Source organism: Anabaenopsis tanganyikae CS-531 (genome assembly GCF_029891675.1).
Lineage (GTDB): Bacteria > Cyanobacteriota > Cyanobacteriia > Cyanobacteriales > Nostocaceae > Anabaenopsis > Anabaenopsis arnoldii.
In genome coordinates this window covers 37,628-60,435 of the sequence record NZ_JANQDF010000031.1, presented here as the reverse complement: position 1 = coordinate 60,435, position 22,808 = coordinate 37,628, and the positions used below count along the sequence as shown (strand labels likewise).

The 22,808-nt window shown below is 42.3% G+C and carries 20 protein-coding genes; 8 read left to right on the top strand and 12 right to left on the bottom strand.

Translation table 11 applies throughout. From position 1 onward, the window contains the following. Positions 1-385: 385 nt before the first annotated feature. Both NWP22_RS03440 and NWP22_RS03435 read left to right on the top strand, forming a co-directional pair. Positions 386-1,762: an ArnT family glycosyltransferase gene (locus NWP22_RS03440; RefSeq protein ID WP_280801513.1), complete on the top strand. Its 1,377-nt coding sequence runs from the start codon at positions 386-388 to the stop codon at positions 1,760-1,762. Positions 1,763-1,826: 64 nt separating this feature from the next. Next, positions 1,827-3,563 carry a glycosyltransferase family 39 protein gene (locus tag NWP22_RS03435; protein ID WP_271734036.1) on the top strand — a complete coding sequence of 579 codons (1,737 nt, stop codon included), beginning with the start codon at positions 1,827-1,829 and terminating at the stop codon, positions 3,561-3,563. On the opposite strand, the gene NWP22_RS03430 is transcribed toward NWP22_RS03435, so the two are convergent. After that, entirely contained in the window at positions 3,527-4,105 is a 579-nt protein-coding gene (locus NWP22_RS03430; protein ID WP_280801514.1) for a DUF3318 domain-containing protein, read from the bottom strand. The two genes, NWP22_RS03435 and NWP22_RS03430, sit on opposite strands and share 37 nt — an antisense overlap. A 168-nt stretch (positions 4,106-4,273) precedes the next feature. On the opposite strand from NWP22_RS03430, the gene NWP22_RS03425 reads away from it, so the two are divergent. Continuing rightward, positions 4,274-4,525 (top strand): hypothetical protein, encoded by a 252-nt coding sequence (locus NWP22_RS03425; protein WP_280801512.1) that lies wholly within the window; start codon positions 4,274-4,276, stop codon positions 4,523-4,525. A 145-nt stretch (positions 4,526-4,670) separates the two neighbouring features. On the opposite strand, the gene NWP22_RS03420 is transcribed toward NWP22_RS03425, so the two are convergent. The 7 genes from NWP22_RS03420 to NWP22_RS03390 all read right to left on the bottom strand — a co-directional run bounded on the left by NWP22_RS03420 (position 4,671) and on the right by NWP22_RS03390 (position 11,352). Beyond that, a complete protein-coding gene (locus tag NWP22_RS03420; RefSeq protein ID WP_271734034.1) occupies positions 4,671-6,260 on the bottom strand; it encodes an iron uptake porin in 1,590 nt (529 codons plus the stop codon). A 109-nt stretch (positions 6,261-6,369) separates the two neighbouring features. Beyond that, positions 6,370-7,011 carry a Crp/Fnr family transcriptional regulator gene (locus NWP22_RS03415; RefSeq protein WP_271734033.1) on the bottom strand — a complete coding sequence of 214 codons (642 nt, stop codon included), beginning with the start codon at positions 7,009-7,011 and terminating at the stop codon, positions 6,370-6,372. Between the two features lie 190 nt (positions 7,012-7,201). Continuing rightward, positions 7,202-7,876, bottom strand: coding sequence for a phosphate signaling complex protein PhoU (gene phoU, locus NWP22_RS03410; RefSeq protein WP_271734032.1), 675 nt, complete (start codon positions 7,874-7,876; stop codon positions 7,202-7,204). 29 nt (positions 7,877-7,905) lie between these two features. Next, positions 7,906-9,267: a PAS domain-containing sensor histidine kinase gene (locus NWP22_RS03405; RefSeq protein WP_271734031.1), complete on the bottom strand. Its 1,362-nt coding sequence runs from the start codon at positions 9,265-9,267 to the stop codon at positions 7,906-7,908. Between the two features lie 118 nt (positions 9,268-9,385). Further along, positions 9,386-10,138, bottom strand: coding sequence for a response regulator transcription factor (locus NWP22_RS03400; RefSeq protein WP_271734030.1), 753 nt, complete (start codon positions 10,136-10,138; stop codon positions 9,386-9,388). 262 nt (positions 10,139-10,400) lie between these two features. After that, the gene (locus NWP22_RS03395; RefSeq protein ID WP_271734029.1) at positions 10,401-10,862 is read right to left on the bottom strand and encodes a DUF4079 domain-containing protein; all 462 of its coding nucleotides are present in this window, start codon (positions 10,860-10,862) and stop codon (positions 10,401-10,403) included. Positions 10,863-10,974: 112 nt separating this feature from the next. After that, positions 10,975-11,352, bottom strand: a complete 378-nt coding sequence (locus tag NWP22_RS03390) for a DUF1830 domain-containing protein (protein WP_271734028.1) — start codon at positions 11,350-11,352, stop codon at positions 10,975-10,977. Positions 11,353-11,839: 487 nt separating this feature from the next. Between NWP22_RS03390 and NWP22_RS03385 the strand changes: the two genes are divergently transcribed. The 3 genes from NWP22_RS03385 (at position 11,840) to NWP22_RS03375 (ending at position 15,734) form a co-directional block, all read left to right on the top strand. Next, positions 11,840-13,414 carry a photosystem II high light acclimation radical SAM protein gene (locus tag NWP22_RS03385; RefSeq protein WP_271734038.1) on the top strand — a complete coding sequence of 525 codons (1,575 nt, stop codon included), beginning with the start codon at positions 11,840-11,842 and terminating at the stop codon, positions 13,412-13,414. A gap of 256 nt (positions 13,415-13,670) precedes the next feature. Further along, positions 13,671-15,059, top strand: coding sequence for a DICT sensory domain-containing protein (locus NWP22_RS03380; RefSeq protein WP_280801511.1), 1,389 nt, complete (start codon positions 13,671-13,673; stop codon positions 15,057-15,059). Between the two features lie 36 nt (positions 15,060-15,095). Continuing rightward, positions 15,096-15,734: a pentapeptide repeat-containing protein gene (locus NWP22_RS03375; RefSeq protein ID WP_280801510.1), complete on the top strand. Its 639-nt coding sequence runs from the start codon at positions 15,096-15,098 to the stop codon at positions 15,732-15,734. Positions 15,735-15,741: 7 nt separating this feature from the next. Here NWP22_RS03375 and NWP22_RS03370 read toward each other — a convergent pair whose 3' ends face one another. Then, positions 15,742-16,563, bottom strand: a complete 822-nt coding sequence (locus NWP22_RS03370; protein ID WP_280801509.1) for a CPBP family intramembrane glutamic endopeptidase — start codon at positions 16,561-16,563, stop codon at positions 15,742-15,744. Positions 16,564-16,595: 32 nt separating this feature from the next. Then, positions 16,596-16,877 (bottom strand): ATP-dependent Clp protease adapter ClpS, encoded by a 282-nt coding sequence (gene clpS, locus NWP22_RS03365; RefSeq protein WP_280792669.1) that lies wholly within the window; start codon positions 16,875-16,877, stop codon positions 16,596-16,598. A gap of 270 nt (positions 16,878-17,147) precedes the next feature. On the opposite strand from clpS, the gene NWP22_RS03360 reads away from it, so the two are divergent. Then, positions 17,148-17,486, top strand: coding sequence for a hypothetical protein (locus NWP22_RS03360; RefSeq protein WP_271734024.1), 339 nt, complete (start codon positions 17,148-17,150; stop codon positions 17,484-17,486). A gap of 42 nt (positions 17,487-17,528) precedes the next feature. On the opposite strand, the gene NWP22_RS03355 is transcribed toward NWP22_RS03360, so the two are convergent. Both NWP22_RS03355 and NWP22_RS03350 read right to left on the bottom strand, forming a co-directional pair. Beyond that, positions 17,529-18,701, bottom strand: a complete 1,173-nt coding sequence (locus NWP22_RS03355; RefSeq protein ID WP_280801508.1) for an LL-diaminopimelate aminotransferase — start codon at positions 18,699-18,701, stop codon at positions 17,529-17,531. A 130-nt stretch (positions 18,702-18,831) separates the two neighbouring features. Next, positions 18,832-19,029 carry a hypothetical protein gene (locus NWP22_RS03350; RefSeq protein WP_271733716.1) on the bottom strand — a complete coding sequence of 66 codons (198 nt, stop codon included), beginning with the start codon at positions 19,027-19,029 and terminating at the stop codon, positions 18,832-18,834. 706 nt (positions 19,030-19,735) lie between these two features. On the opposite strand from NWP22_RS03350, the gene NWP22_RS03345 reads away from it, so the two are divergent. Next, positions 19,736-22,387: a TIGR03960 family B12-binding radical SAM protein gene (locus tag NWP22_RS03345; RefSeq protein WP_271733715.1), complete on the top strand. Its 2,652-nt coding sequence runs from the start codon at positions 19,736-19,738 to the stop codon at positions 22,385-22,387. Positions 22,388-22,808 lie beyond the last annotated feature (421 nt).

The window sequence follows — 22,808 nt, the reverse complement described above, 5'->3', positions numbered from 1 at the left end:
CTTACCGTATAAGGGAAATAATGTTGGTTATTGAAGAAAATGCCTGAATATTCCTTCTTAATCTCTGTTCCCTGTTCCCTGTTCCCTGTTCCCTCGAACCAGTTGTTAAATTAGCATAACAAGTACGGTAGAGCCAGAATTTTGAGTACTTACACTCCCCAGGGATATAAATTTGTGACCATATCCGAGTTATTGAAGAGAGGAACTATGGTTAAATCAGTAAATATCTGCCTACAGAATTAACCCTTTTACGACTTGGATAAATCATAAAATACCCATCATGAGATATTGGCATCTGTGTATTATAACTCTATTTACTCTGTTCTTCCGCTTACCATTTTTCTTCCGTTCTACATTCAATTGGGATGAAAGTACATTTATTTTAATGGGTCAGTCCATTTTAAATGGTAACTTACCATATGTAGAAATATGGGATTTAAAGCCACCACTTGCATTCTTTAGCTATGCTTTACCTATTTTAGCTTTTGGTAAATCTATAATATCTATTCGCCTATTTGGGACAATATGCGTAATCATATCAGCCATTCTGACTTACTATATTTGTCGCTGTGTGTGGGGACGAAAATTGAGTTTATTAGCTGCTATTATCTTTGTTATTTTAACTGGTCCGTTGATGGATGGTAAATCTACGATGACCGAGCATATAGCTATTGTACCTTTACTCGGTTCATTAGCCCTGCTCTTGAAAGAGCTTAAATTAAGTAATCTAAAATTTTTCATTGTTGGTTTGCTGATGGGAACCGCTTGTATGATTCGCCTAAATTTAGCTTATGTAGCATTAATTTTAGGTTTATATATTGCAGCTAGAAGCATTAATAATTTTAATTTACATTATAAATGTTTATTATCCATATTTGCCTATGGAATTGGTTGTTTAATTCCATTCATAGTTTTGTTTTTACCATACATAGCGACCAACAATTTTGCCCTATTTAAGGCTGCGGTAATTGATGCTTCCTTAGCTTACTCACATTCTCAAATACCATTCTGGCAAATTATATTTAAGCAAATTTATGATATTTGGGGGATTATATTTTTAATAGGTTGTTATCAGATTATTTTAATTATTAAACAACAGAAAAAATATTCACAGCAACGAAATAAATTTATATACTTATTGATATACTTTTTTGGTACTGAATGGTCGATTTTAAATAGTGGTGCGGCACATAGTCATTATATGATTCAACTGGCTCCTTTTTTTGCTCTGGTATTAGCATCTTGGTTGATGAAAATCTTGGATTTAAACTTAAAAGCAGGTTATTTCATACTCATAGTCACCTTGATGCTCACGGTTACACCCAGTTTGAATGAATACAAAACTATAGGGGTGCGTCTGGTGACACAACAATCAATCTTATACGGTAAAGAATATGATTTAGCTAAATATTTAGCTGAACAGGGAGGAAGTGATATTACAGCATATATGATGGATCATCATCTGGTTTATTGGCTCCTGAACCTGAAACCGCCTACAAAAATAGTCACCCATCCATCAAATATATCCAAAGAATATTTACTACGTGTTCTCCAAGGTCCAACTGCTAATACTAATCAAGCATTACTGGAAGTGTTGGCACAAAAACCTGAGTTTATTGTCAAAAAGGAAAATGTTTGGTATTTACAAAGTCATCCAGAAGCGATCGCCTTACTGGAAAAAACACTCAAAACAGATTATACCCTCTTAAGGAACATGGAAACCACACAAATTTATCGTAAAATATCCGAGGTCAAACAATAGATAAATTCAGTAGATATTAGTACATCATTTTTTTAATTTCAGCCAGCCAAAATTCTACAAGTATATGTATTTCAATAAAAATTGGCGCTCTACCGTTTCCGCTCCCTGGTTTCATCCTTTACTGTTGCTGATATGGTTCATAATAGGTGTGGCTTTACGGTTCACCAACTTAACAGCTAAACCACCTTGGATTGATGAAATTGCTACTTTGGTGTTTAGCTTGGGAAATAGTTTTTTACCAATACCCTTAGATCAAGCGATCGCCTCTGATATATTATTACAGCCATTACAAATAAATCCCGCCGCTGGTGTGGGGGATGTAATTCATCATCTCCTCACAGAAGATAGCCATCCACCTATATATTTTGTAATGGTTCATCTGTGGATGAAACTATTTCCCCATCAAGAAGGTATAGTATCATTGTTTGCTGCGCGCTCATTTCCCGCTTTACTGGGTGCAGTTTCTATTCCCTGTGCTTATGTTTTGGGTAAGTTAGCTTTTCGTTCTGCATTAGTGGGACAATTATCGGCGGCCATGATCGCAGTTTCACCATACGGTATTTATTTAGCACAGGAAGCACGTCATTATAGTTTGGCTATCCTCTGGGTGATGGGTTCCTTAGCTTGCTTAGTGATTGCTATCAATCACTTGCAAAACCAAACCTTATTACCCATGTGGTTAATTGTTGCTTGGGTAAGTATTAACGCCTTGGGTATTGCTACTCATTACTTTTTTGTTCTCACTCTGAGCGCCATTGCTTTAGTGTTGATTTTTGTAGCGGGGAAACAACAAACACAGGCAAAAAATTGGGTGTTATTCTCTCCCAGTTGGCGGCGACTATATTTGATTGCAGCTGGTACTGCTGTAGCTGGGTTAGTTTGGTTACCTACCTGGTTGCAAAATCGTCATATTGGTGCTTTAACAGAGTGGATTCAAGGTGAACGGGTGGGACTAAGTTGGATTAGCCCTATTTTCCAAGCTTTAGCCACCTGGATTACCATGATTTCCCTCCTCCCGGTGGAAGCACCACAGTTAACGGTGATCATTCTCTCCGGGTTGGTAATGTTAATTTTCTTTATTTGGGCAATACCTATTTTAATTGCTGGTCTTAAAGTACAACTACAAAACCCTGAAACTAGTTTCATCACTCAGGTGTTTGCTGGGGTGATATTAGGAGCGATCGCTTTATTTTTCTGCTTTACTTACTTCCTGGGTATAGATATCACACGGGGCGCTCGTTATAGTTTTGTTTACTTTCCCGCTGTGATGATCCTCCTGGGTGCGACTCTAGCAAGTTGTTATCAAAATCCCAACATTGGTCAATGGGGTATCACCGGTAAACAAGCTGTCATCCTGATTTGGGTGATGGGATTACTTAGCGCCATTACAGTTACCTTTAATCTGGGTTATCGCAAATATTACCGCCCTGATTTATTGGTTCCCGTGATTGAAGAAAATTCTTCACAACCAGTGTTGATAGCCACAACCCATAAAACTTTAGTACAAACCGGAGAGATGATCAGTATAGCCAGGGAATTAAAATTCTCAGGTTCACAGACTAATACCCAATTTATCCTAGCCCATCAAGACCAGGACCCTAATACCTCTACTATAGCCTTAGGCACAACTGTTAAACAATTACCCCGCCCCTTTGATTTATGGTTAGTTAATTTTCATGCTCCTATAGGGGAGACAGTACAACAACAATGTTCACTTGATTTTCAGAACTTACCGGGAGTGACCGGATATGAATATCAGGTCTATCACTGTGATAAATTACCGATCGCCCGTAAATTTTGACAACGAATTAACTCATTAAAATCTAAACTACCATTTTTTTGCATACCAGCGATCGCCTCAATGGCAGATAATAAATGCTCCGCTGCTTGAGTTTCTGAGTAACCCCGACGTTGAGCGATCGCTATAGCTGCTAAATCGGCGTTTAAGTCTAATTCCGAAGATTTGTTACCCCGCCAAATCCGCAGCAGCGCCATGGCGCTTAATCCCGTAGCAACTCCCACACCCAGAACATCCCCCTGTGCTGACTCCATCACTCCCGCTACCAAACCAGCGATCGCCACACCTTGATAAATCTGGGGTTGAAACCACTTCACCTGTGTTAACCAGCTTACCTTCTGCAATATTAATAAATCCCGTTGGGGTTCCGGTAAAGAAGACCAGAAATTAAAATTGATAGATATGACTCGCTCCCGTTTCCAAGGTAGAGGAAAAGTAGCATCAATTACCTTGGGCTGCTTGGGCTTGCTGACAATTTTTACTGTCATCCGACTAGAAGCAGGTATGACATTTAGTAACCGGCGAATCTCAGCCTTTGACTCCATAACAATAATTGTTGATGACATAATTACAGTTGTTCACAGTCTCTGCTCTGGTTACCAAAATACTCTATTAGGTGACTGAGGTGATATTACTGTATTCTATGATTATGACTGTTGTACTTACAGAATACTTAACCAGCTTAACCTTCTGAATTACCAACTACCAATTAAATGGATGCTTTTGCTCCCATCGCCCCTGAATGGACAAATCAAGCGGTTCATGCTCACGAGTTCTGCTGTCCTAGTTGTCACGCTAGTAGCCTCGAAGCGGTAAAAGTTTGGATTAATAGGCGATCGCCTGTCATCACACCAGACAATCGTCGCAAATGGCAAGAATTTTACCATTGTCAGTGTAGTTCTGTGTGGTGGGGTTGGAGTAGCGATCGACCTCCTGCGGATATACAGCACTATTCAAGTAAATAAAGTACACATCTTAATATCATAAATCTTGTGGGGTGGGCATCGGTGCCCTCCCTTGTCTACCTCACCCAGATAAAATGCGCCCTATAAGCGAAAACCAAAAAACCCGCACCAAGGCGGGCTTTTTAATTAACTGTTCACGACAGCTTTAGAATCTGAAGGTGGTACGCAGTGTACCTACATAGATAGTTTCGTTATTATCGTTGTTTTCAGGGTTGAGAATAACCAATACGCCGGGAGTGACGGTAATGTTGTCGCTGAAGCGCATTTTGTAGAGACCTTCTAAATGATAGGAGGTGTCGGACTCCTCTAGAGAAGTACCTGTTGCTGAAGAACCACCTGTAATCTTGGGGGGTTGACCAAAGATCAGACCCAATACGTTACCTTCTCTACCAAAGTCTTTAACAGCTAAACTGCTAGTCCAGTAGAACATATCCGCGTCAGCATTGCTAACTTCAGATTTAGCATTGCTGAAACCAGCCCAACCGCCTAGGGTCAGTGACGAGCTAGGTTTTAAACTAGCTTGGAAACCATAGTGGTCAGCAGAAGTTGCAACATCACCAAATGGGTTGTTAGCTATCCTACTTCCTGTACTACCAAAAAGGTTTACACCAGACTCACTATTTTGATAAGCACGTGCGTAGCTAAAACCAACATTTAAAGCATTGCTGGGTCTGAAAGCCACTTGACCGAAGATTGTACTACCACCATCGAAAATACCATTTTTCTCGTTAGGGTTGTTAGCATTGGATGCTACATAAGCGGCGCTTAAAGTTAAAGGACCACTGGGATTCAAGTTGACAGTTAAAGCACTACCACCACCTGTGCGGTAAATGGGGCTGAAACGACCGTAACGAGAAATAGCACCGCCACCAGAACTAGCAAAGTCAGGATGGAAGTTAGGGACGTTATCATCTAAGTCAGCACCCACCGCATCGATTTTGACTCGTACGGAGTCACTCAGGTTGAAGGTGTAGTTAACTTTATCGATGTTAAGATCATCACTAGCCTCAAAACCAAGACGGGTCATGTTAGTCCCTGTGGTGGGTCTTACAAAGTTCCCGTAATTCAACCGAGTTTGCAACCTATCCTTACCAGTAAAGCTAGTATTGAGAGTTAAGCGTACTCTGTTAGCAAAAGCGGTATTGCTTTGTAGATCGGGATTGTTATCAGGGTTTGTGTCCCTATCCGCTTGCTTCTCACCAAAAGCCTGATACAAGCCAAAAATAGCTTCCCCAGATAACTTGGTGGTGGTAGAAAACTGATTAGCTTCTAACTCAGCAGTGCGAGCTTCCAGAGCATCTACACGACCGCGCAGGGTTGCCAATTCAGCAGAAAATTCTTCTTGTAACCGCTGTAATGAAGCTAAATCTTGTCTTGTAATGACATCAGCGGTTGCAGTGGCGATTAGTTCGTTAACTCTGTCTAAACAAGCGTTTAAAGCCGCTGCAAATTCAAAACGAGTTAAGGTGCGGTTACCGCGGAAAGTATTGTCGGGAAAACCGGAGATACAACCGTAGCGCTCTACTAAAGATTGTAATGCGCGGTATGCCCAGTCTGTGGGGCGGACATCAGAAAATTGAGAAACAGATGTTACCTGACCGATGCTGTTAGCCTCTTGGGACAATTGAGCAACGGTTGTTTTTTGATTTAGTTCACCAGCCAGGGCTGTATTAGCAAAGAATAGAGCCGCAATTGCTGGGCTAACTTTGAGGGCGTTCCAAAGTAGTTTTGTCATGTTCTTAAGTTTCACTCACACCAAATAAGTTGAGATAACAGCAAAGCTTTAGGCTTTTTCTGCTGATCTTTTCATAGCTTCAGTTTTGAATATACCAAAATTTTTATAATTAACACAAGCCCATGATCATTTTTTTTGATACTCTATTTTTTATCTGATTATTTTGTGATAGAAGAATAATTCGCCGCTTGTAGCGTAGGAGTAGTTCTTGTTCCTCAAATTCCTGTAGAGTCCGGGTTATAGTCACACGAGTAGTATTTAAGACTTCTGATATTTCCTGGTGGGTAATATTTAGGTCAATTAATCTCCCCTGTTCTACATCGCGCCCAAATTTTTGACTTAACCACAGTAGGAACCTTCCCAAACGTAAGGACATCGGTTTGAGATGTACAATACTTAATATTTCCTCTGAATCTTGAATGTGTGATAGGAAAGCACCAGTATACTGGTGCCAAAGCTCCGGGGGTACAATACTAACTTCTACGCTTGTCAAACATTCAATTTGGTAGGGTTGGATTTTAGTTAAAGAATGTCCCACCAGATCACCAGTTCCCCAATAACCCAGAGCAATAAATATGCCATCTTCGTTCCAGGTTAAGGTACGAACTGCGCCGCGATCAATACGCCACAGAACATCCTTGTCAGGGGGAATTAATTCGCGGCGAGTAAATAATCTTTGTGGTAATTTTCCACCGGGGATAGAGTCATGAGATACATCAGATAACTTTGGGGTCAGACTGGTGGGATACATGATGTAAGTACTTAATATTGGGGCAACTAGAGTTAGCCTAATTAAGTAAGTTTAAGAAAAGGTAATATTTTGGTAAATTGTATGTTACTTAACAAAAGTTAAGGGTATTGTGGGTATCGTGGTTTCGACTTCGCTCAACCACCCAAATCAATATGTTTCCGTAAGCGCAGTGGAAGGGAACAATCACCCCCTAACAACTTTGTCCCGTAACAATGTATGCTACCCGGCGACCAATGTTAGTAGCATGGTCTGCCATCCGTTCTAAACAACGAATTGCCAGCGCCAGGAGTACAATCGGCTCCACTACCCCCGGTACATCTCTTTGCTGGGCTAAAGTTTGATAAACTCGATCATAAGCATGATCTACAGTATCATCTAAGCGCTTTAAATCTCGTCCCCCAACTTCATCCAAATCAGCTAAGGCTTTTAAGCTACTTGCTAGCATGGCTTGTGCGTGGTGAGACATCTCCTCAATCTCTGGCAAAGAGCTATGTGGTGGGTAAGGAAAAATTTTTACGGCAATGTTAGCTAAATCCTCGGCATAATCCCCAATACGTTCTAAGTCTCGCACTAACTGCATAAAGGCACTTAAACAGCGTAAGTTTTGATCTGTAGGTGCTTGGAGTGTGATAATTGTCGTACAATCTGATTCTATTTGTCTATAAAAGCGATCAATTTTTTTATCTAATCGGGGGAGTTCCCGAGATGCTGTTAAATCTCGGGAAAATAGGGCTTGGTGGCTGAGGCGGAAGGATTGTTCTACCAAAGCTCCCATGCGTAATATATCCCGTTCCAAGCGCCTGATGGCACGTGCTAATTGGGGATTTTGCGGTTGAGAGTTGCGATCATACAAGGCAGCTTGCACACTGATTAATCTCAAAAGTGAAGATATTCTTAACTATAGTCTTGGCTTGGGTAGTTTGCCATAACTTCAGGAAGTTGAAGTTTTAACCAAGCTCCACCGGTTTCTGGATGATTCATCGCTTTAATAGAACCGCCATGGGCGACAATAATTTGTCGCACAATAGCTAAACCTAAACCATTACCCACAATTGCACCCAGAGAATTATTTTCTGGTAGTGAGGAATGAGTCCGAGCTTTATCTCCCCGGTAAAATCGCTCAAATATATGTGGTAAATCTGCTTCGGAAAAACCCAGTCCGGAATCAATGAGATTTATTTCCAAAATAGGAACTAGGCGACTGTCAGTGTCTGGTATTGATAGGATTTGGGCTTGAATTTGAATAGTGCTACCAGGAAGACTATATTTAATGCTGTTGTCCAGCAAGTTGAGAAAAACCTGATAAATACGCCCAGGGTCGGCTTTGATCCACAGATTTTCTGGGCCGCAGTAGGATATAGACAGGTGTTGCTTTTGGGTTAATGGTTCTAAGCTTTCCCACACAGATATGATCAGCGATCGCAATTCCACAACTTCCAAATGCAATTGCATAGCGGGGTTGGCTTCCATTTGAGTCAGTTCTAACCAGCTTTGCACTAAGTTAATCAGCCGATCTACCTCTTGCATTAGCCGATCAACCCAACGATTCAAGGGAGGGTCTAAGCGGTTTTGTAAAGTTTCCACCACCAAACGAATGGAAGTCAAGGGGGTTCTGAGTTCGTGAGCTAGGTCAGAAAAAGAGCGATCGCGTTCCTGATTCATATCTAGTACAGGTTGGCGATTTTCCAGAAATACCCCCACCTGTCCATTGGGTAGTGGTAAACTGGAAGCGCGCAACGCCAGGGGTTTTATCCTCGATACCCCTGATACCCCATTACTTTTAGTACCGCTAGTACCGCGAAAAGCGCAATCAGAAGAGGGGTGAAATATCCACTCTTTTACCTGTAATGCTTGGCGATCGCGAGTTTTTTCCACTAAATGGTCAAGTTCATAAGACCGCACCAACTCTAGTAACAGCCGCACCTGTCCAGGTTGCCATGTTTGTAGATATAATATTTGTCGCGCTTGCTGATTGCACCACAGCAATTGATTTTCTTCATCTACCTGCAAATATCCTATGGGAGCAAAATCCAGCAAGTCTTGGTAGGTTTTTAGGGACTGCTGCAAATTTTGCTGCTGCTGCTTGATGGTGGTTATTTTGCGATGCAAAGGAGGTATTAGTCCCAGCACCACCTGAGAATGAGCAGAGCTTGAGGGTTCTATTAGTCCCCTTAAGTAGCGTTTTAGTTGAACCTGTTGCCAAATCCACAACCCAGTACCTACCGCTAAACCCAGAAAAAATCCCAATAAGAGCATGAGACTATAAGTTGTTAGTTACTTGATCATTAATAAAAACTAACAACTATCTCCACAGATATCAGAAAAATGCTCAAAACCCTAAATTAACAAGTACTTGCATCTTCGGTAGGAGTTTTCAACCAAAACGGTAGCCAAAGCCTCTGACAGTCACAATGTATTCTGGATGACTAGGGTCATCTTCTAGTTTTTCCCGCAACCAGCGGATATGAACATCCACAGTTTTACTGTCACCCACAAATTCAGGACCCCAAATCTGATCTAGCAATTGCTCACGAGACCAGACACGGCGAGGATAATTCATAAACAGTTCCAGCAAGCGAAACTCTTTAGGAGATAAATTCACCTCTTGACCACGGACAAGCACACGACATTCTTGGGGATTTAAACTCACAGTCTTGTGTGTTAATACTTGTATTTGTGGCGAGGTAATTAAGCGTTGGCGACGGAGTAAAGCCCGACAGCGAGCCACTAATTCCCTCATACTAAAGGGTTTAGTCAGGTAATCATCCGCTCCTACTTCTAAGCCCAAAACCCGGTCAGTTTCGCTACCTTTAGCACTGAGAATCAAGATTGGTACTGGGTTTCCTTGATGACGCAGCAACCGACATATATCTAGACCATTAACATAAGGAAGCATGACATCAAGAATTATTAAGTCAAAAGCGGGTTCCCCTGACTTGGCTTCACAACTTTGGAAATACTCTACAGCTGATTGCCCATCCGCAGCACTTATGACGCTAAAACCTTCTTCTTCCAAGGCTAAAGCTAGCATCTCTTGGATTAACTCCTCATCTTCTACTACTAAAATACGGCTGGTTGAGCCAATTTTGCCTCTGGTAGAAGACTGGATGGATTCACTGGTATACATTGATAGCAGGAAAATCTATTTTTTTGTATGAATTAACATTTTGCAATTAACCACCGTGGTTTGATTTCTCTACAGCAGTAATTTTTTTTGCAAAAAGTAATACAAATCACAATACATCATCAATAACTGTAATTGCAAGCTACCATCAGTATTTTTAGCAATTGACTTGATGAAATTATTTTCTTAATTATGATGATTTATTGACAATCCACCAAACAAAACAATAAACCTTGAAAATATAATCATGCCTCTCTCACTGCCTCTAAGGTAGATACTTTTGTACTACAATCCAACCGGTCAAGGACACCCAAATAAAACCACCAAAGAGAATAATATTCACACCAATATGTAAAGGTCTAGCCCAAGAACGCCTAGTGTTAATTTGTGTGGCGCTCCAAGCAGACAGCAAAACTAATATTACTACTATTAACCCAGCCATCAAGTGTGATGAGTGTCCCAATGAGCCAAAGTGTCCTATAGTGCCAATAATGCCAATGGCTAGCAGTAGTAACACTAGACTAACCATAGTGATACCAATTGTATAATGCAGCGATCGCACTTCTCTACGTCCCCCCAGGAACCAGCGGAACCTGGGGAAATGCGCCAAAGTTCTTTCCCGAAACATCCAAATACCCGTAACTGCTAGGAGCAGATACCCTACCAGCGATAACCCCATCGACCAAGCGGCTATTTTCCACAACCAAATAAAAGAAGGTAAATTCATGACATTGATTGTAAATGGAAATGGAGCCAGATGGGGACCCGGAGAGTCAATCAAAAAGGTTGCTGAATTTGGCAACCCCGAAATTGGATAAAATTGTTTTTTTAATCCAGACTCAGCCAGCAATTGTTAAAGGTTTTGTTGTATTTTCAAGTTGGTTATTAATTGACTGCACCGTTGGTTGTGTCTTCATGGTGTCCATATCTATTGAGTCTGTATGAAACTCATTACTAGTAGGCTCACTCATAGCCAAGCGATCGCACGCAATTGTATCAGATAAAATTGCACTGGCCATCATTCCCGTATGAATTTCCATTTGAGCTTCTAATGGAGCTTCAAACACAAGGCGCTGTCCTGGAAAAACAACTCTTTCAAAGTACCAATTAGAAATATTGCAGATGCGAGCCACCTGGATTTTGTTTGTAGCATTAACGTAGCAACAAAGGATATGCTCAGATTGCTCAGGTGGTAGAGGATCTAATATTTGAGGCATAACTGCGGAGGAGCTTTACGCTACAATTTTACATTACACTATTTAAACTAACATTGCCTGATCCCAAGATGCTGTAACTCCGACTACCAACCGAAATTTTCTACGCTATTTCTATCTAAATATATGTTCAAGTTATGAAACCTTAATCAACTATCATAACTTTAGTAAAAAAAATATACTCCCCCAGAGTGATTTTAAATTTTACTGGACTCGGATCACTGATTCTGACTCCCACAGGGCGGTTTGCTCCCTGAATAGCCAAACTCAATGTTATGGTAAAGATATATAACAATCTTGCTCATCAAATATATTCATGTATTTATGTCCTTTGACTCCGAGCAAATCCAACTATTCCCACAATTGTCCGCACTGTTCATCGCAGTAGCAATTGTCAACTACAAAGCCAACTAAAATAAACAAACAGTTTTCAACTGCATATCTGTCTATCGTTTTCATAAACAACTGCAAGGTGAAAGCCCAAAAACCCATGATGGAAAATCGCATCCTCTACGTTCGCCTTCCCTGTAACCCCATATTTCCCATTGGGGTAGTATATCTTTCAGATCACATTCACAAACTATTCCCCAACATTGAACAACGGATCTTTGATTTGGGAACAGTACCACCTTTAGATTACGCATCCAGCCTAGATACCTGTATCGATGAATTTAAACCCACACTCCTAGTATTTTCTTGGCGTGATATTCAAATTTATGCTCCAGTGGGTGGACGTGGGGGTAACCCACTACAAAACGCCTTTGAGTTTTATTATGCTCAGAATCCCCTGATCAAATTACGTGGAGCTTTAGGCGGTTTGCGAATCTTTATCGCTTACTATGTGGAGTTGTGGCGCAACCAAGGATTAATCAAACGTGGTTTAACACGCGCCCAAAAATATCACCCTGATGCTCGTGCCATTGTCGGCGGTGGTGCAGTCAGTGTATTTTACGAACAATTGGGTAAAACCTTACCGCCAGGGACAATTATTTCCGTAGGTGAAGGTGAAACACTCATCGCAAAACTTTTAAGTGGTAGAGAAATTCAAGATGAACGTTGCTATGTAGTGGGAGAAACTCAACCACGACCACGCCTAATTCATGAACAACCCACCCCCTTAGAAAAAACCGCCTGTAACTACGACTATATAGAAAGTATCTGGCCAGAATTTAACTATTACCTGCAAGAACAAGACTTTTATATTGGCGTACAAACCAAGCGCGGTTGTCCCCACAATTGTTGTTACTGCGTTTACACCGTCGTAGAAGGTAAACAAGTCCGCATCAACCCAGCAGCAGAAGTAGTTACCGAGATTCGCCAATTATATAATCGCGGTATTCGCAACTTCTGGTTTACTGATGCTCAATTTATCCCGGCACGTAAATTTATTGATGATGCTGTAGAACTATTACAGAAAATTGTCGATTCTGGTATGACAGATATCCACTGGGCAGCATACATCAGAGCCGACAACTTAACACCCCAGTTGTGTGACTTAATGGTCAAAACCGGGATGAACTACTTTGAAATTGGGATTACCAGTGGTTCTCAGGAACTAGTTCGCAAAATGCGTATGGGTTACAATTTACGCACCGTCTTACAAAACTGTCGCGACTTAAAAGCAGCTGGCTTTAACGAATTAGTTTCCGTCAACTATTCCTTTAACGTCATTGACGAACGTCCCGAAACCATCCGCCAAACCATCGCCTACCACCGGGAACTAGAACGAATTTTTGGCGCTGATAAAGTTGAACCAGCTATCTTTTTTATTGGACTCCAACCCCATACCCATTTAGAAGAATATGCCTTAAAAGAAGGTATCCTTAAACCAGGATATAACCCCATGAGCTTGATGCCATGGACAGCTAAAAAACTCCTCTGGAATCCTGAACCCCTTGGTTCTTTCTTTGGGGAAGTCTGCTTACAAGCTTGGAAACAAAACCCTAATGACTTCGGGCGCGAAGTTATGAACATCCTAGAGGAAAAATTGGGTTGTGCCAATTTGGAAGAAGCACTTTCTGCACCTATAGACAAGAAAGAAAAACAGCCTCTAAGTGTATCATAGATATTTGACATCCTCTCGCCGCCGTAGTCACAATATCACAACGTCCCTAGGGGGGTTCTATAGAACCCTTCTAATATGGTAACTTGTATTTAGATGATTTCCTCAGCGGGCAGGATGTCTACCCTACAAGAGTTTTAAGATTTATTATATATTACCCATCAAGCTGCAATCTGCTGTAAATTCATAGTTTAATTCAGCAACGCCCAATTCAAAATTCAGATCAAAATTCAGAATTACTTACCAATTATGACAGCCTATGTTAGAAGGTTCAATACTACAAAAGCTGGAAAAAGCACACCGCAATACTACTAGACCCCTTGCACTTGGGGTCTACTACAAAAATACTTTAGTTTCTCTGTGCCATGCTTTAGAAGACCACATCTTAAGTGAAGATAGTTCACCTTTAGTTATTACAGCCTTTCAACAAGGTAAATGGTATCTCCAAGAAGCCGAAAGATACGCAGATATGGCTCAGTGTAGCCGGCAAATTGTGATTATGGCGACACCGGATACAGGCTTTGTAGAACATCCCACTAGCCAACTTAGTAATGTCGATCTAGTGCCATTAAATCCACTTGACCCAGTAGCCCAGGAGTGGCACTTAATTATCCTGTCCGCAGAATACACAGCCATGGTACTTTGTCAAGAGCTATCAGAGTCTGATTATGGGGCAGATGGTAGACCATGTTCTGATAGAGAGCGCAAATTCTATGGATTATGGACATTTGAACCAGAGTTAGTGCAAGAAACAGCCAACTTGGCGATCGCCCACATTCAAGAATACAATCCAGAACTAGCAGAAAAACTAATCAACCATCAAAAAAATATACATTGTAGTCCAGTTACGCCAAAACATTTAAGTGCAGTTGTCTCCCGCGTAGTAGATTATCTCGAGACAGGACAGAACCCACAACCACTGAGCACTGCTCCCAGTCAACAGGCCTTAGACCGTAACCTAGTTTCCAATGAAATCCAGGCATTTTTACGGATGGCGCAATTAATCGACATGGCAGATGTCCAAAATCCCATGGCCTGCGCCGAAGTGGTAGCACTTGCCGAGATCATGGGGCAGCTTTTAGAACTACCCGCATGGCAGATTAAACGATTGCGACTAGCAGGTTTTTTACACCGTATAGACCCACTACAAAAAGCGGAAAGCCTTCTCACTCCCGGTACATCTACCCGCTACCAAGAACAAGCGCCCCATTGTCCCTTAACTTGTCCCCTAGTACCAGGAGCCCAGGTATTGCGAACCATGCCCAGACTCCAGGCCATTGCCCAAATTATCACCCACCAAAGCGAATGGTGGAACGGTACAGGGGAACCAGCAAATTTAGCCGGAGATGAAATTCCCTTAGAATCGAGAATTTTAGCCCTAGTCTCCGATTTCCAGTGCCGCGTCAACAACATCAAATCATCCCCAAACACTCCCCAAGAAATATTTACCCAAGCCTTAGAGGCATGCAGACAACAACAATCAACCCGCTTTGACCCTAAACTTGTAGATGCTCTAGCTTTATTAGTTATGGGTTTACAGCAGGGTCTAGACTTACCCGTGATATCACTCAAAGTCAGCACCGGCCTATGGCTCCTTGACTCCCAATGGGATAAGTATCAACAAACCAGTACAGTACAACCTCACTGATCAAACCTCTGAGCTTCCTAATTACCAGTCATCCCCATGAATATTGAAGCCATTAAATCAGGAAAACTCAAACAAGTTCCAGGAGCTAACTTAGAAGATGAGGAACTCTCCCAACTTGACCTGAGCCGGATCAATCTCGCAGGCGCTAACTTAGTCGGTACTAATTTCATCGGTTCTAAACTTGAAGGCGGTCATTTCCAGGGAGCCAACTTGATGGGCGCAAACCTGCAAAAAACTGACCTGCGGGCGAACCTCATGGGAGCGAACTTAATGCAAGCCGACTTAACCAGTGCTGACTTGCGTGGTAGTAATTTACGCGGAGCCAACTTAATGGGGGCCACACTGGCTGATGTCTCCCTGGCTGGTGCTTTCTTGAGTGGTGCTAATTTAATGAATGTCAACCTACAGGGTGTTGACTTACGCAGTGCTGACTTACGGGGTACAAACCTCACCGGCGCTAATCTCAAAGGTGCTGACTTAAGTCGTGCTGATTTGCAAGGAAGTTTATTAAGTGGAGCTAACTTAGAAGAAGCTGACCTACGGGGCGCAAATTTAGCCGGGGCGAACCTCACCGGCGCCAATCTCCTCTGTGCAGAATTGGAAGGGGCAAATTTGACCGGGGTCAAGTTAGATCAGGCTTGCTTACTGGGGACAGTCATCGCCACAGGTTGTTAAAAAAGTATTAAGCTAGGACTCGCCAACGCATCCACACCGCCAGTATTCCCATGAACACCACCCCCATCACTCCTTGTAGAGGATTATTATTTACACCCGTCACCCAATCAGGAACTTGACCAGTATATTCAATTAAATTGCCCACATTAATTATGTAATAGCCCCAAACTAAACCACCATGTAAACCAATCCCTAAACCCAATCTTCCCCCACGCCAGCGTTTAGCCCATACCTGCGTTAACCCCAGCAATACCAAAGCTGGAAATTGGGGTAATGTTTGAATAATTGCCTCCCACGGTTTAATAAAGTGCAATGCAGCAAAGGTGACAGCATTGACCCAAAGTGCCACACCTAAGCTATAGTCCCGTTCTAGTTCATCCAGTAACCAACCTCGAAATAATAACTCTTCCGCAAACCCCACACCTAAAGAGACAATTAAACCCTCTAGAATTATTCTCGGCCAGAAAACCTGCGGTTGTTGCCATACCAGCCAACCTAAAAAACCTTGTAGCCCAAACACTACCAGAATGCCAACTATACCAGTAGCTAAACCATTCAGCAAATCCACTGCATTAGTCTGGGTGATTTCCCCGCCATATTGTCTGAATATGTGGGGTTGGTGATAGACATTTTTACCCCATAGCCGCAACAGCAAAATAAATTGAGCATATAACAGCACCATTGTCAATATACTTACTAAGTTAGGATCCCTAACTAAGAAGTAAATTGGGATGGCAAAGGGTAGCCATAGGAGTAATAAGGCTGCCACAAAATAACCCAGCCTGATGGTAACAGGACTGTGGGCTAAACGAATTAGGTTGATTTTCATGGAATTTTGAGGAATAAGTCCAATATATTGTCTTATTCGTCCGGTTCAATAGTGCTACTTAAACCACGACTTTTTAATGTTTCGCAATAAAATTCCGCGTGTTCCTGAGCGCAAGTAATGACTAAAGCCAAACCGTTAGTATGGGCTTCCATCATAATGCTTACTGCTTGGGGTTGGGTCAGGCTCGGTACTGTAGTTACTAGTGTCTGTACTACATACTCCATGGAGTTGTAGTCGTCATTATGGAGCAAAACCCGGTACCGAGGGGCAAGCTTGCGGGATGTGGAACGCTTCTCAATGGTTTCTACAGACACGGCTGTTTGCTTTTAATTTCGATGATTGACAACAAAGTAGATGTTAAGTCAGTCGATAGCATTGACTTAATACTTATTTACTTATGCTATAACATCCCGATACAAACCTCAAAGATTAACCTCCCACCCTTTTTTTGAAGCTGAACGCTTTCCACTCTGCCCAGAAATTTCTGATAATCTGAAATTAAGGTATGTTCAATATCTTGGTTTGAGATAGCCCATTCTCGCTTTTACAATCAAATAAGCCGCCACTTCGTCAACTTAACGAATATGAGCCTAGAGTTTCAACCAGGACAAATTGTATCTTTAGACCATAGTGAAAAGAATCTACTTGCAGAAGTTATCCAAGTCGTGGTTGCTCGTCAGCTGTGCTGGTTACGTCCCCTGCTGTTAGCTAACTGTGCACCAGAACCACCAATTATTACTGATCTGCGAGATGGTTCACATTTGCTTTGTCCTCTTAATTTGGTGCGACCAGCCCTAGATACGGAGGTCATTACCTTTTTGAGCCAGATTTTAGCTAAAGAACCCAAAAGCCAACTAGACTCAGGTGCTCAACAGCAATATTATCAATTTATTCAGCAGATATACCGAGGAATTGAGGACTAGGGGAAGGAATTTACCGTCCTCATGCCTATTCGCCGCCCGAAATTAAGCGTAACGAATACCAGCATCTCTCATGCGTTGAATGGCTTCATACATCCGTTCATCGGGAATGGTCAGGGCTATTCTGAAAAAGCCCTCGCCGATGACACCATAACCATTTCCTGGAGCTACCATAATGCCACATCTGTCAAGCAATAAAGATACAAATTCTTGGGAAGAATATCCTAGAGGTACAGGTACCCAGATATAAAGTGTAGCTTCAGGAGGTTCAATCGGCCAGCCTAAAGACTGTAATCCTTGTACAATAATGTCACGACGCTTTTGGTAACCTGACATTAAGGCCCAGAGTTCTGCATCACTAGTGCAGAAGGCAGCGATCGCGGCTCTTTGAATTGCCTTAAATACTCCAGAATCAACATTACTTTTTACCTGTCTCAGTCCTTGAATACCAGTGGCATTCCCAACCACAAAACCAATACGCCAGCCCATCATATTATAGGATTTAGACAGACTGTGAAATTCAATGGCGACATCTTTCGCACCCGGAACTTGCAGGACACTCGGCGGTTTATAGCCATCGTAAGCCATTTCTGAGTAAGCATGGTCATGACATAGCAAAATATTATACTGCCTGCAAAAATCAACCAATTCTCCCAAAAATTCCAGGCTGGCTATGGCTCCTGTGGGATTATTGGGATAATTAATCCACAATAATTTGGCCTTACGGGCAATTTCTTCAGGAATTATATTTAGGTCAGGTAAAAAATTGTTTTCTACCTTCAACGGCATACTATATGGTTCACCACCAGCAAAAATTGAGGCAGTCTTATACACAGGATAAGCAGGATCCGGTATCAGGGCATAGTCTCCCGCCTCTACAAAAGCTAAGAAGGTGTTATGTATTGCTTCTTTGGAACCAATCGAAGAGATAATTTCTGTATGTGGATTTAACCCTCTCACCCCAAACCTTCGTTCCATCCAATTAACCGCCGCCTCCCTAAATTCTTGTGTTCCCTGATAGGGGGGGTAGTTGTGGGTGGAGGGGTCATCAATTGCTTGATGCATGGTCTGAAGAATCTGAGTAGGAGTTGGTTTATCTGGGTCGCCCAGTGCCAGATTAATGATATCAACTCCCTGAAGCCCAAGTTGTTCCCGTTTGCTGTTAAGTTCGGCAAACAAATAAGGAGGAATTTTTTCTAAACGTTTAGCGGGCTGCATGGTGGTTTATGACTAATGCAAGTTATGGATGCTCATTAGCACAGTTTACGCCACACCGGTGAAATAAATACTAAATTTCCGCGAAAAACACTAGCCATGACCCGGGATTTCCCTGGTCAGCAAGCAGTACTTAACCCCAACTGGGTACTAACTTCACCCTACCCGCATCCATTTCTGCCATTAATAACTCTAGAGCTTCATAATCTACATCAGAAATGTAACCCATTTGAGTTAGTTCTGAATTGATTTCATTTTCGATTTCGGGGGTTAATTTTTGAATATCAAGGGCTTTTTCAACCAGTTGACGGATAATGTATTTAGTTCTCATCAGTAATATACCAAGACTATATGTGATAATTCCTGTCCAAGATACTGTTAGGTATACAATGTGATTGAATTTTTCATGCTGGTGTGAACTATATCATTAGAGGATGGAATAAATAATCTGTCTTTAACCTTGGTATGCAACCCTGTCCAGCATGACAATAAATCAAGTCTTTGCATCTAAACCTGAGAGTGAGTTAATTAGTTTGAGTTACTAACCCCGTAAGCTTTGTCAGAAAAGTTACGCTGATTTTATCTCCTCTATGGCGGTCTATGTAGATTGTTTTGCAGATGGATGGGAAAAAAAGTATACAGATACACATTTTATCCTGTATTTACGACAATTTTATCAAACATCTTAAGTTTGATAAAAATTCGGCAAAGTTACCGGAATAGGTGGGAAAACATCAGAAGCAAAAGTTGGCGCTGTACAGTTAAAGTATCAATTAGTCCCCCTACGCTTGCCCGACCCTCACCCACACCGGGATAGATAAGTTAGTAAACGGTGTTGAATATGTAACAGTATAAATGTACCAAATAAATCTACCAACAACTGCAATTTATAATTGTAGATTGTGATTCAGCAACGGAAAAAGGTGTATTTTTACAAAAATCTGGCCATGAGGATTGAATAACTGTACCGCACAGGCTACATTAATGCTAAATTATAGTAGATTAGCTGTAATTAAGGTAGCTAAGAAGATAGCATAGTGGTTGTTGCAGTTGAGAAATTAATCACAGCGGATATATTAAAGCCAGCGCGTTACTTGGGTAATGAGCGATTGGCAGTACATAAACCCTGGCATAAGGCCACAATACGCTGGGCTTTAACCTACCCAGAGGTGTATGAAGTCGGCTCGTCTAACTTAGGGCATATTATTCTATATAATATCCTCAATGCCCAGCCCCAACAATTATGCGATCGCTCTTATTTACCAGGATCTGACCTGGCAGCAAAACTGAGGGCAACCAATACACCCTTGTTTGCCGTAGAATCAAAGCGACGCTTAGAAGAATTTGACATTTTAGGTTTTAGTCTCAGTTATGAACTGGGAGCAACTAATATCCTGGAAATGTTAGACCTAGCGGGAATCCCCCTCACATGGCAAGAAAGAGCCGAGGGTAACTACCCGTTAATTTTTGCCGGGGGACAGACTGCCACATCAAACCCCGAACCATACGCCGACTTCTTCGAGTTTTTCGCCCTCGGCGATGGGGAAGAATTACTACCAGAAATTGGGTTAGTGTTGGCAGAAGGGAAACAAAGCAAACTAAGTCGGGAAAATCTACTCCTAGACTTGGCTCAGATACCAGGGGTCTATGTCCCTCAATTTTACGATATGGCAACGGATGGCTCAGTACATCCTCGCCGAAAGGATGTGCCAAAACGAATTATCCGCAGGGTAGCAACCCCAATCCCAGCATATTCCATTGGTTTAGTTCCTTACATGGAAACCGTCCATGACCGTCTCACACTGGAAATTCGGCGAGGATGTACACGTGGTTGTCGCTTTTGTCAACCAGGAATGCTGACTCGTCCAGCCAGGGATGTGGAACCAGAACAGGTAGTAGCAACCATTGAAAAAGGAATGCGGGCTACTGGATACAATGAGTTTTCCTTGCTATCCCTGAGTTGTTCCGATTATTTGTCCTTACCAGCAGTAGGGATGGAAATCAAAAACCGGTTAAAAACGGAGAATATTTCCCTGACACTGCCTAGTCAACGGGTAGATAGATTTGATGAAAATATTGCCAAGATTCTGGGTGGAACCAGGCAAGGTGGACTAACTTTTGCGCCAGAAGCCGGCACACAAAGAATGCGGGATATTGTAAATAAGGGTTTAACTAATGAAGAATTATTAAGAGGCGTAAAGACAGCTTGGGAACAAGGTTGGGATAAAATTAAGTTATATTTCATGATTGGGTTGCCGGGGGAAACAGATGCCGATGTGGTAGGCATTGCGGAAACAGTCAGTTGGCTACAACGAGAATGTCGCGGTAGAGGCAGAAAACCACTAAACTTTAACCTGACAATTTCTAACTTTACACCCAAGCCCCATACGCCTTTTCAATGGCACTCAGTTTCTACTACAGAGTTCAAACGGAAACAAAACTTGCTCAGACAAGAATTCCGTCGCATTAGGGGTGTTAAGGTGAATTTCACCGATGTCCGAATTTCGGCAATGGAAGACTTTGTGGGCAGAGGCGATCGCACACTAGGGAAAGTAGTCCGTCGCGCCTGGGAATTAGGAGCCGGTATGGATTCCTGGTATGAAAATTTAGATGCAGCCTTTGGTGCTTGGGAAACAGCCATAGCCGAAGCTGGTTTAGATTGGAAATATAGGCGGGTAGAAAAGGGCGAGTGGAATCTGTTTGATAGCCAGGAAGACAAAGTTGAGGGGAGAAGGGGAAGGGGGGTAAATTCGGTTTTCACTCCCCCACTACCTTCGCCAGACTCCCTAAATATGCCCTTACCTTGGGATAATATAGACACAGGCATCGATAAAAAATGGCTGCAGGAAGACTTAAAACGGGCTTTAGCAGCGGCAGTAGTCCCGGATTGTTCTTTTGCAGCTTGCTCACACTGCGGTGTCTGCGGCACAGACTTCGGACATAACATTGTGATTTCACCGCCACCAATACCAGAATTTCCCGGCAATTTTGTTCCCAATACAAATAAAACCCAAAGACTACGCGTCTGGTTTGGTAAGCAAGGGTCCATGGCTTTAGTGAGCCACCTGGATTTAATACGCCTGTTTGATCGGGTCATCCGCAGAGCAGGTATACCCATTGCCTTTACCGGTGGATTTCATCCGGGGCCCCGGATTGCGATCGCCAGCGCTTTAGCTCTTGGGGCCACCAGCAGTGGAGAAATTGTAGATTTTGAGTTAACCCAGCCAGTGGAAGTTGAGAATTTCCGACAGCAACTAGTTCAGGAACTGCCCGGGGACATCCCCATATATAAAGTTGCTAGTATAGACTTGAAAGCCACCGCAGCTAACCAAGTCATTGAGGCTGCGGCTTATGTAATTAAGCTAGCAACCTCCAGATCAGTAACAGCAACACAATGGCAAGAATGGATTGATGCCATCAAAGCCAAAAATGATCTATGGTGGGAGAAAACTAGCAAATCAGGGAAGAAGGAATTAGTAAATCTGCGCTCCCGCTTGTTTGAACTGGAATTAGTAGAAACTGAAACCAGTACAGCAGAGTCTACAGCTGTTATGCATTATCTAGGAAGTTGTCGCCATGATGGTGTGGTCTTGCGTCCCGAACAAATACTGTCTATGCTGGAAATAGTATCGCTCGAAGAATTTCAATTGCTGCACATCCACCGCAACCAGCTAGTTTTAGGTGTATAATCCCTAATAAGCAATGGTTTATTTAGAGCCTCCCTCAAGGACTTAAAACCTAGGGCATAGCTGCGCTGATGGCGGAGCGTGACCCTAGCCAAGTCTGACATAGGACATAATGGCAATTAATTCCCTCGGTTGCGTTAGAATCAGAGCAAGAGAATTTTCACTGCGTGGCCATTCAATGGACTAGTTCACTCCCCTAGTAAGCAGGGAGGAAAAGCTATCTATAGCTATGCCAGGCAAAGCTATGGGAGCGTGTACTTAGCTAAAACTTGCGTTCAGGCTTCTGTGTAAGCATATAAGATTGTGACTTCTAGAATTGTATCCAAAGACTTGGTAATGAAGACAGCTTGCCGCTCTTCCTAGGACATAAGCGAATGGCTACGCCACACAAGCTATCAGCCGAATGCTGCTGGAGCTGCTGTAG

Excerpts from the sequence above, each read along its gene's own strand:
- NWP22_RS03440 (WP_280801513.1), top strand. The coding sequence starts at position 386 with ATGGGTCAGTCCATTTTAAATGGTAACTTACCATATGTAGAAATATGG.
- NWP22_RS03435 (WP_271734036.1), top strand. The coding sequence starts at position 1,827 with ATGTATTTCAATAAAAATTGGCGCTCTACCGTTTCCGCTCCCTGGTTT.
- NWP22_RS03430 (WP_280801514.1), bottom strand. The coding sequence starts at position 4,105 with ATGGAGTCAAAGGCTGAGATTCGCCGGTTACTAAATGTCATACCTGCT.
- NWP22_RS03425 (WP_280801512.1), top strand. The coding sequence starts at position 4,274 with ATGGATGCTTTTGCTCCCATCGCCCCTGAATGGACAAATCAAGCGGTT.
- NWP22_RS03420 (WP_271734034.1), bottom strand. The coding sequence starts at position 6,260 with ATGACAAAACTACTTTGGAACGCCCTCAAAGTTAGCCCAGCAATTGCG.
- NWP22_RS03415 (WP_271734033.1), bottom strand. The coding sequence starts at position 7,011 with ATGTATCCCACCAGTCTGACCCCAAAGTTATCTGATGTATCTCATGAC.
- NWP22_RS03405 (WP_271734031.1), bottom strand. The coding sequence starts at position 9,267 with ATGCTCTTATTGGGATTTTTTCTGGGTTTAGCGGTAGGTACTGGGTTG.
- NWP22_RS03400 (WP_271734030.1), bottom strand. The coding sequence starts at position 10,138 with ATGTATACCAGTGAATCCATCCAGTCTTCTACCAGAGGCAAAATTGGC.
- NWP22_RS03395 (WP_271734029.1), bottom strand. The coding sequence starts at position 10,862 with ATGAATTTACCTTCTTTTATTTGGTTGTGGAAAATAGCCGCTTGGTCG.
- NWP22_RS03390 (WP_271734028.1), bottom strand. The coding sequence starts at position 11,352 with ATGCCTCAAATATTAGATCCTCTACCACCTGAGCAATCTGAGCATATC.
- NWP22_RS03385 (WP_271734038.1), top strand. The coding sequence starts at position 11,840 with ATGATGGAAAATCGCATCCTCTACGTTCGCCTTCCCTGTAACCCCATA.
- NWP22_RS03380 (WP_280801511.1), top strand. The coding sequence starts at position 13,671 with ATGTTAGAAGGTTCAATACTACAAAAGCTGGAAAAAGCACACCGCAAT.
- NWP22_RS03375 (WP_280801510.1), top strand. The coding sequence starts at position 15,096 with ATGAATATTGAAGCCATTAAATCAGGAAAACTCAAACAAGTTCCAGGA.
- NWP22_RS03370 (WP_280801509.1), bottom strand. The coding sequence starts at position 16,563 with ATGAAAATCAACCTAATTCGTTTAGCCCACAGTCCTGTTACCATCAGG.
- NWP22_RS03360 (WP_271734024.1), top strand. The coding sequence starts at position 17,148 with ATGAGCCTAGAGTTTCAACCAGGACAAATTGTATCTTTAGACCATAGT.
- NWP22_RS03355 (WP_280801508.1), bottom strand. The coding sequence starts at position 18,701 with ATGCAGCCCGCTAAACGTTTAGAAAAAATTCCTCCTTATTTGTTTGCC.
- NWP22_RS03350 (WP_271733716.1), bottom strand. The coding sequence starts at position 19,029 with ATGAGAACTAAATACATTATCCGTCAACTGGTTGAAAAAGCCCTTGAT.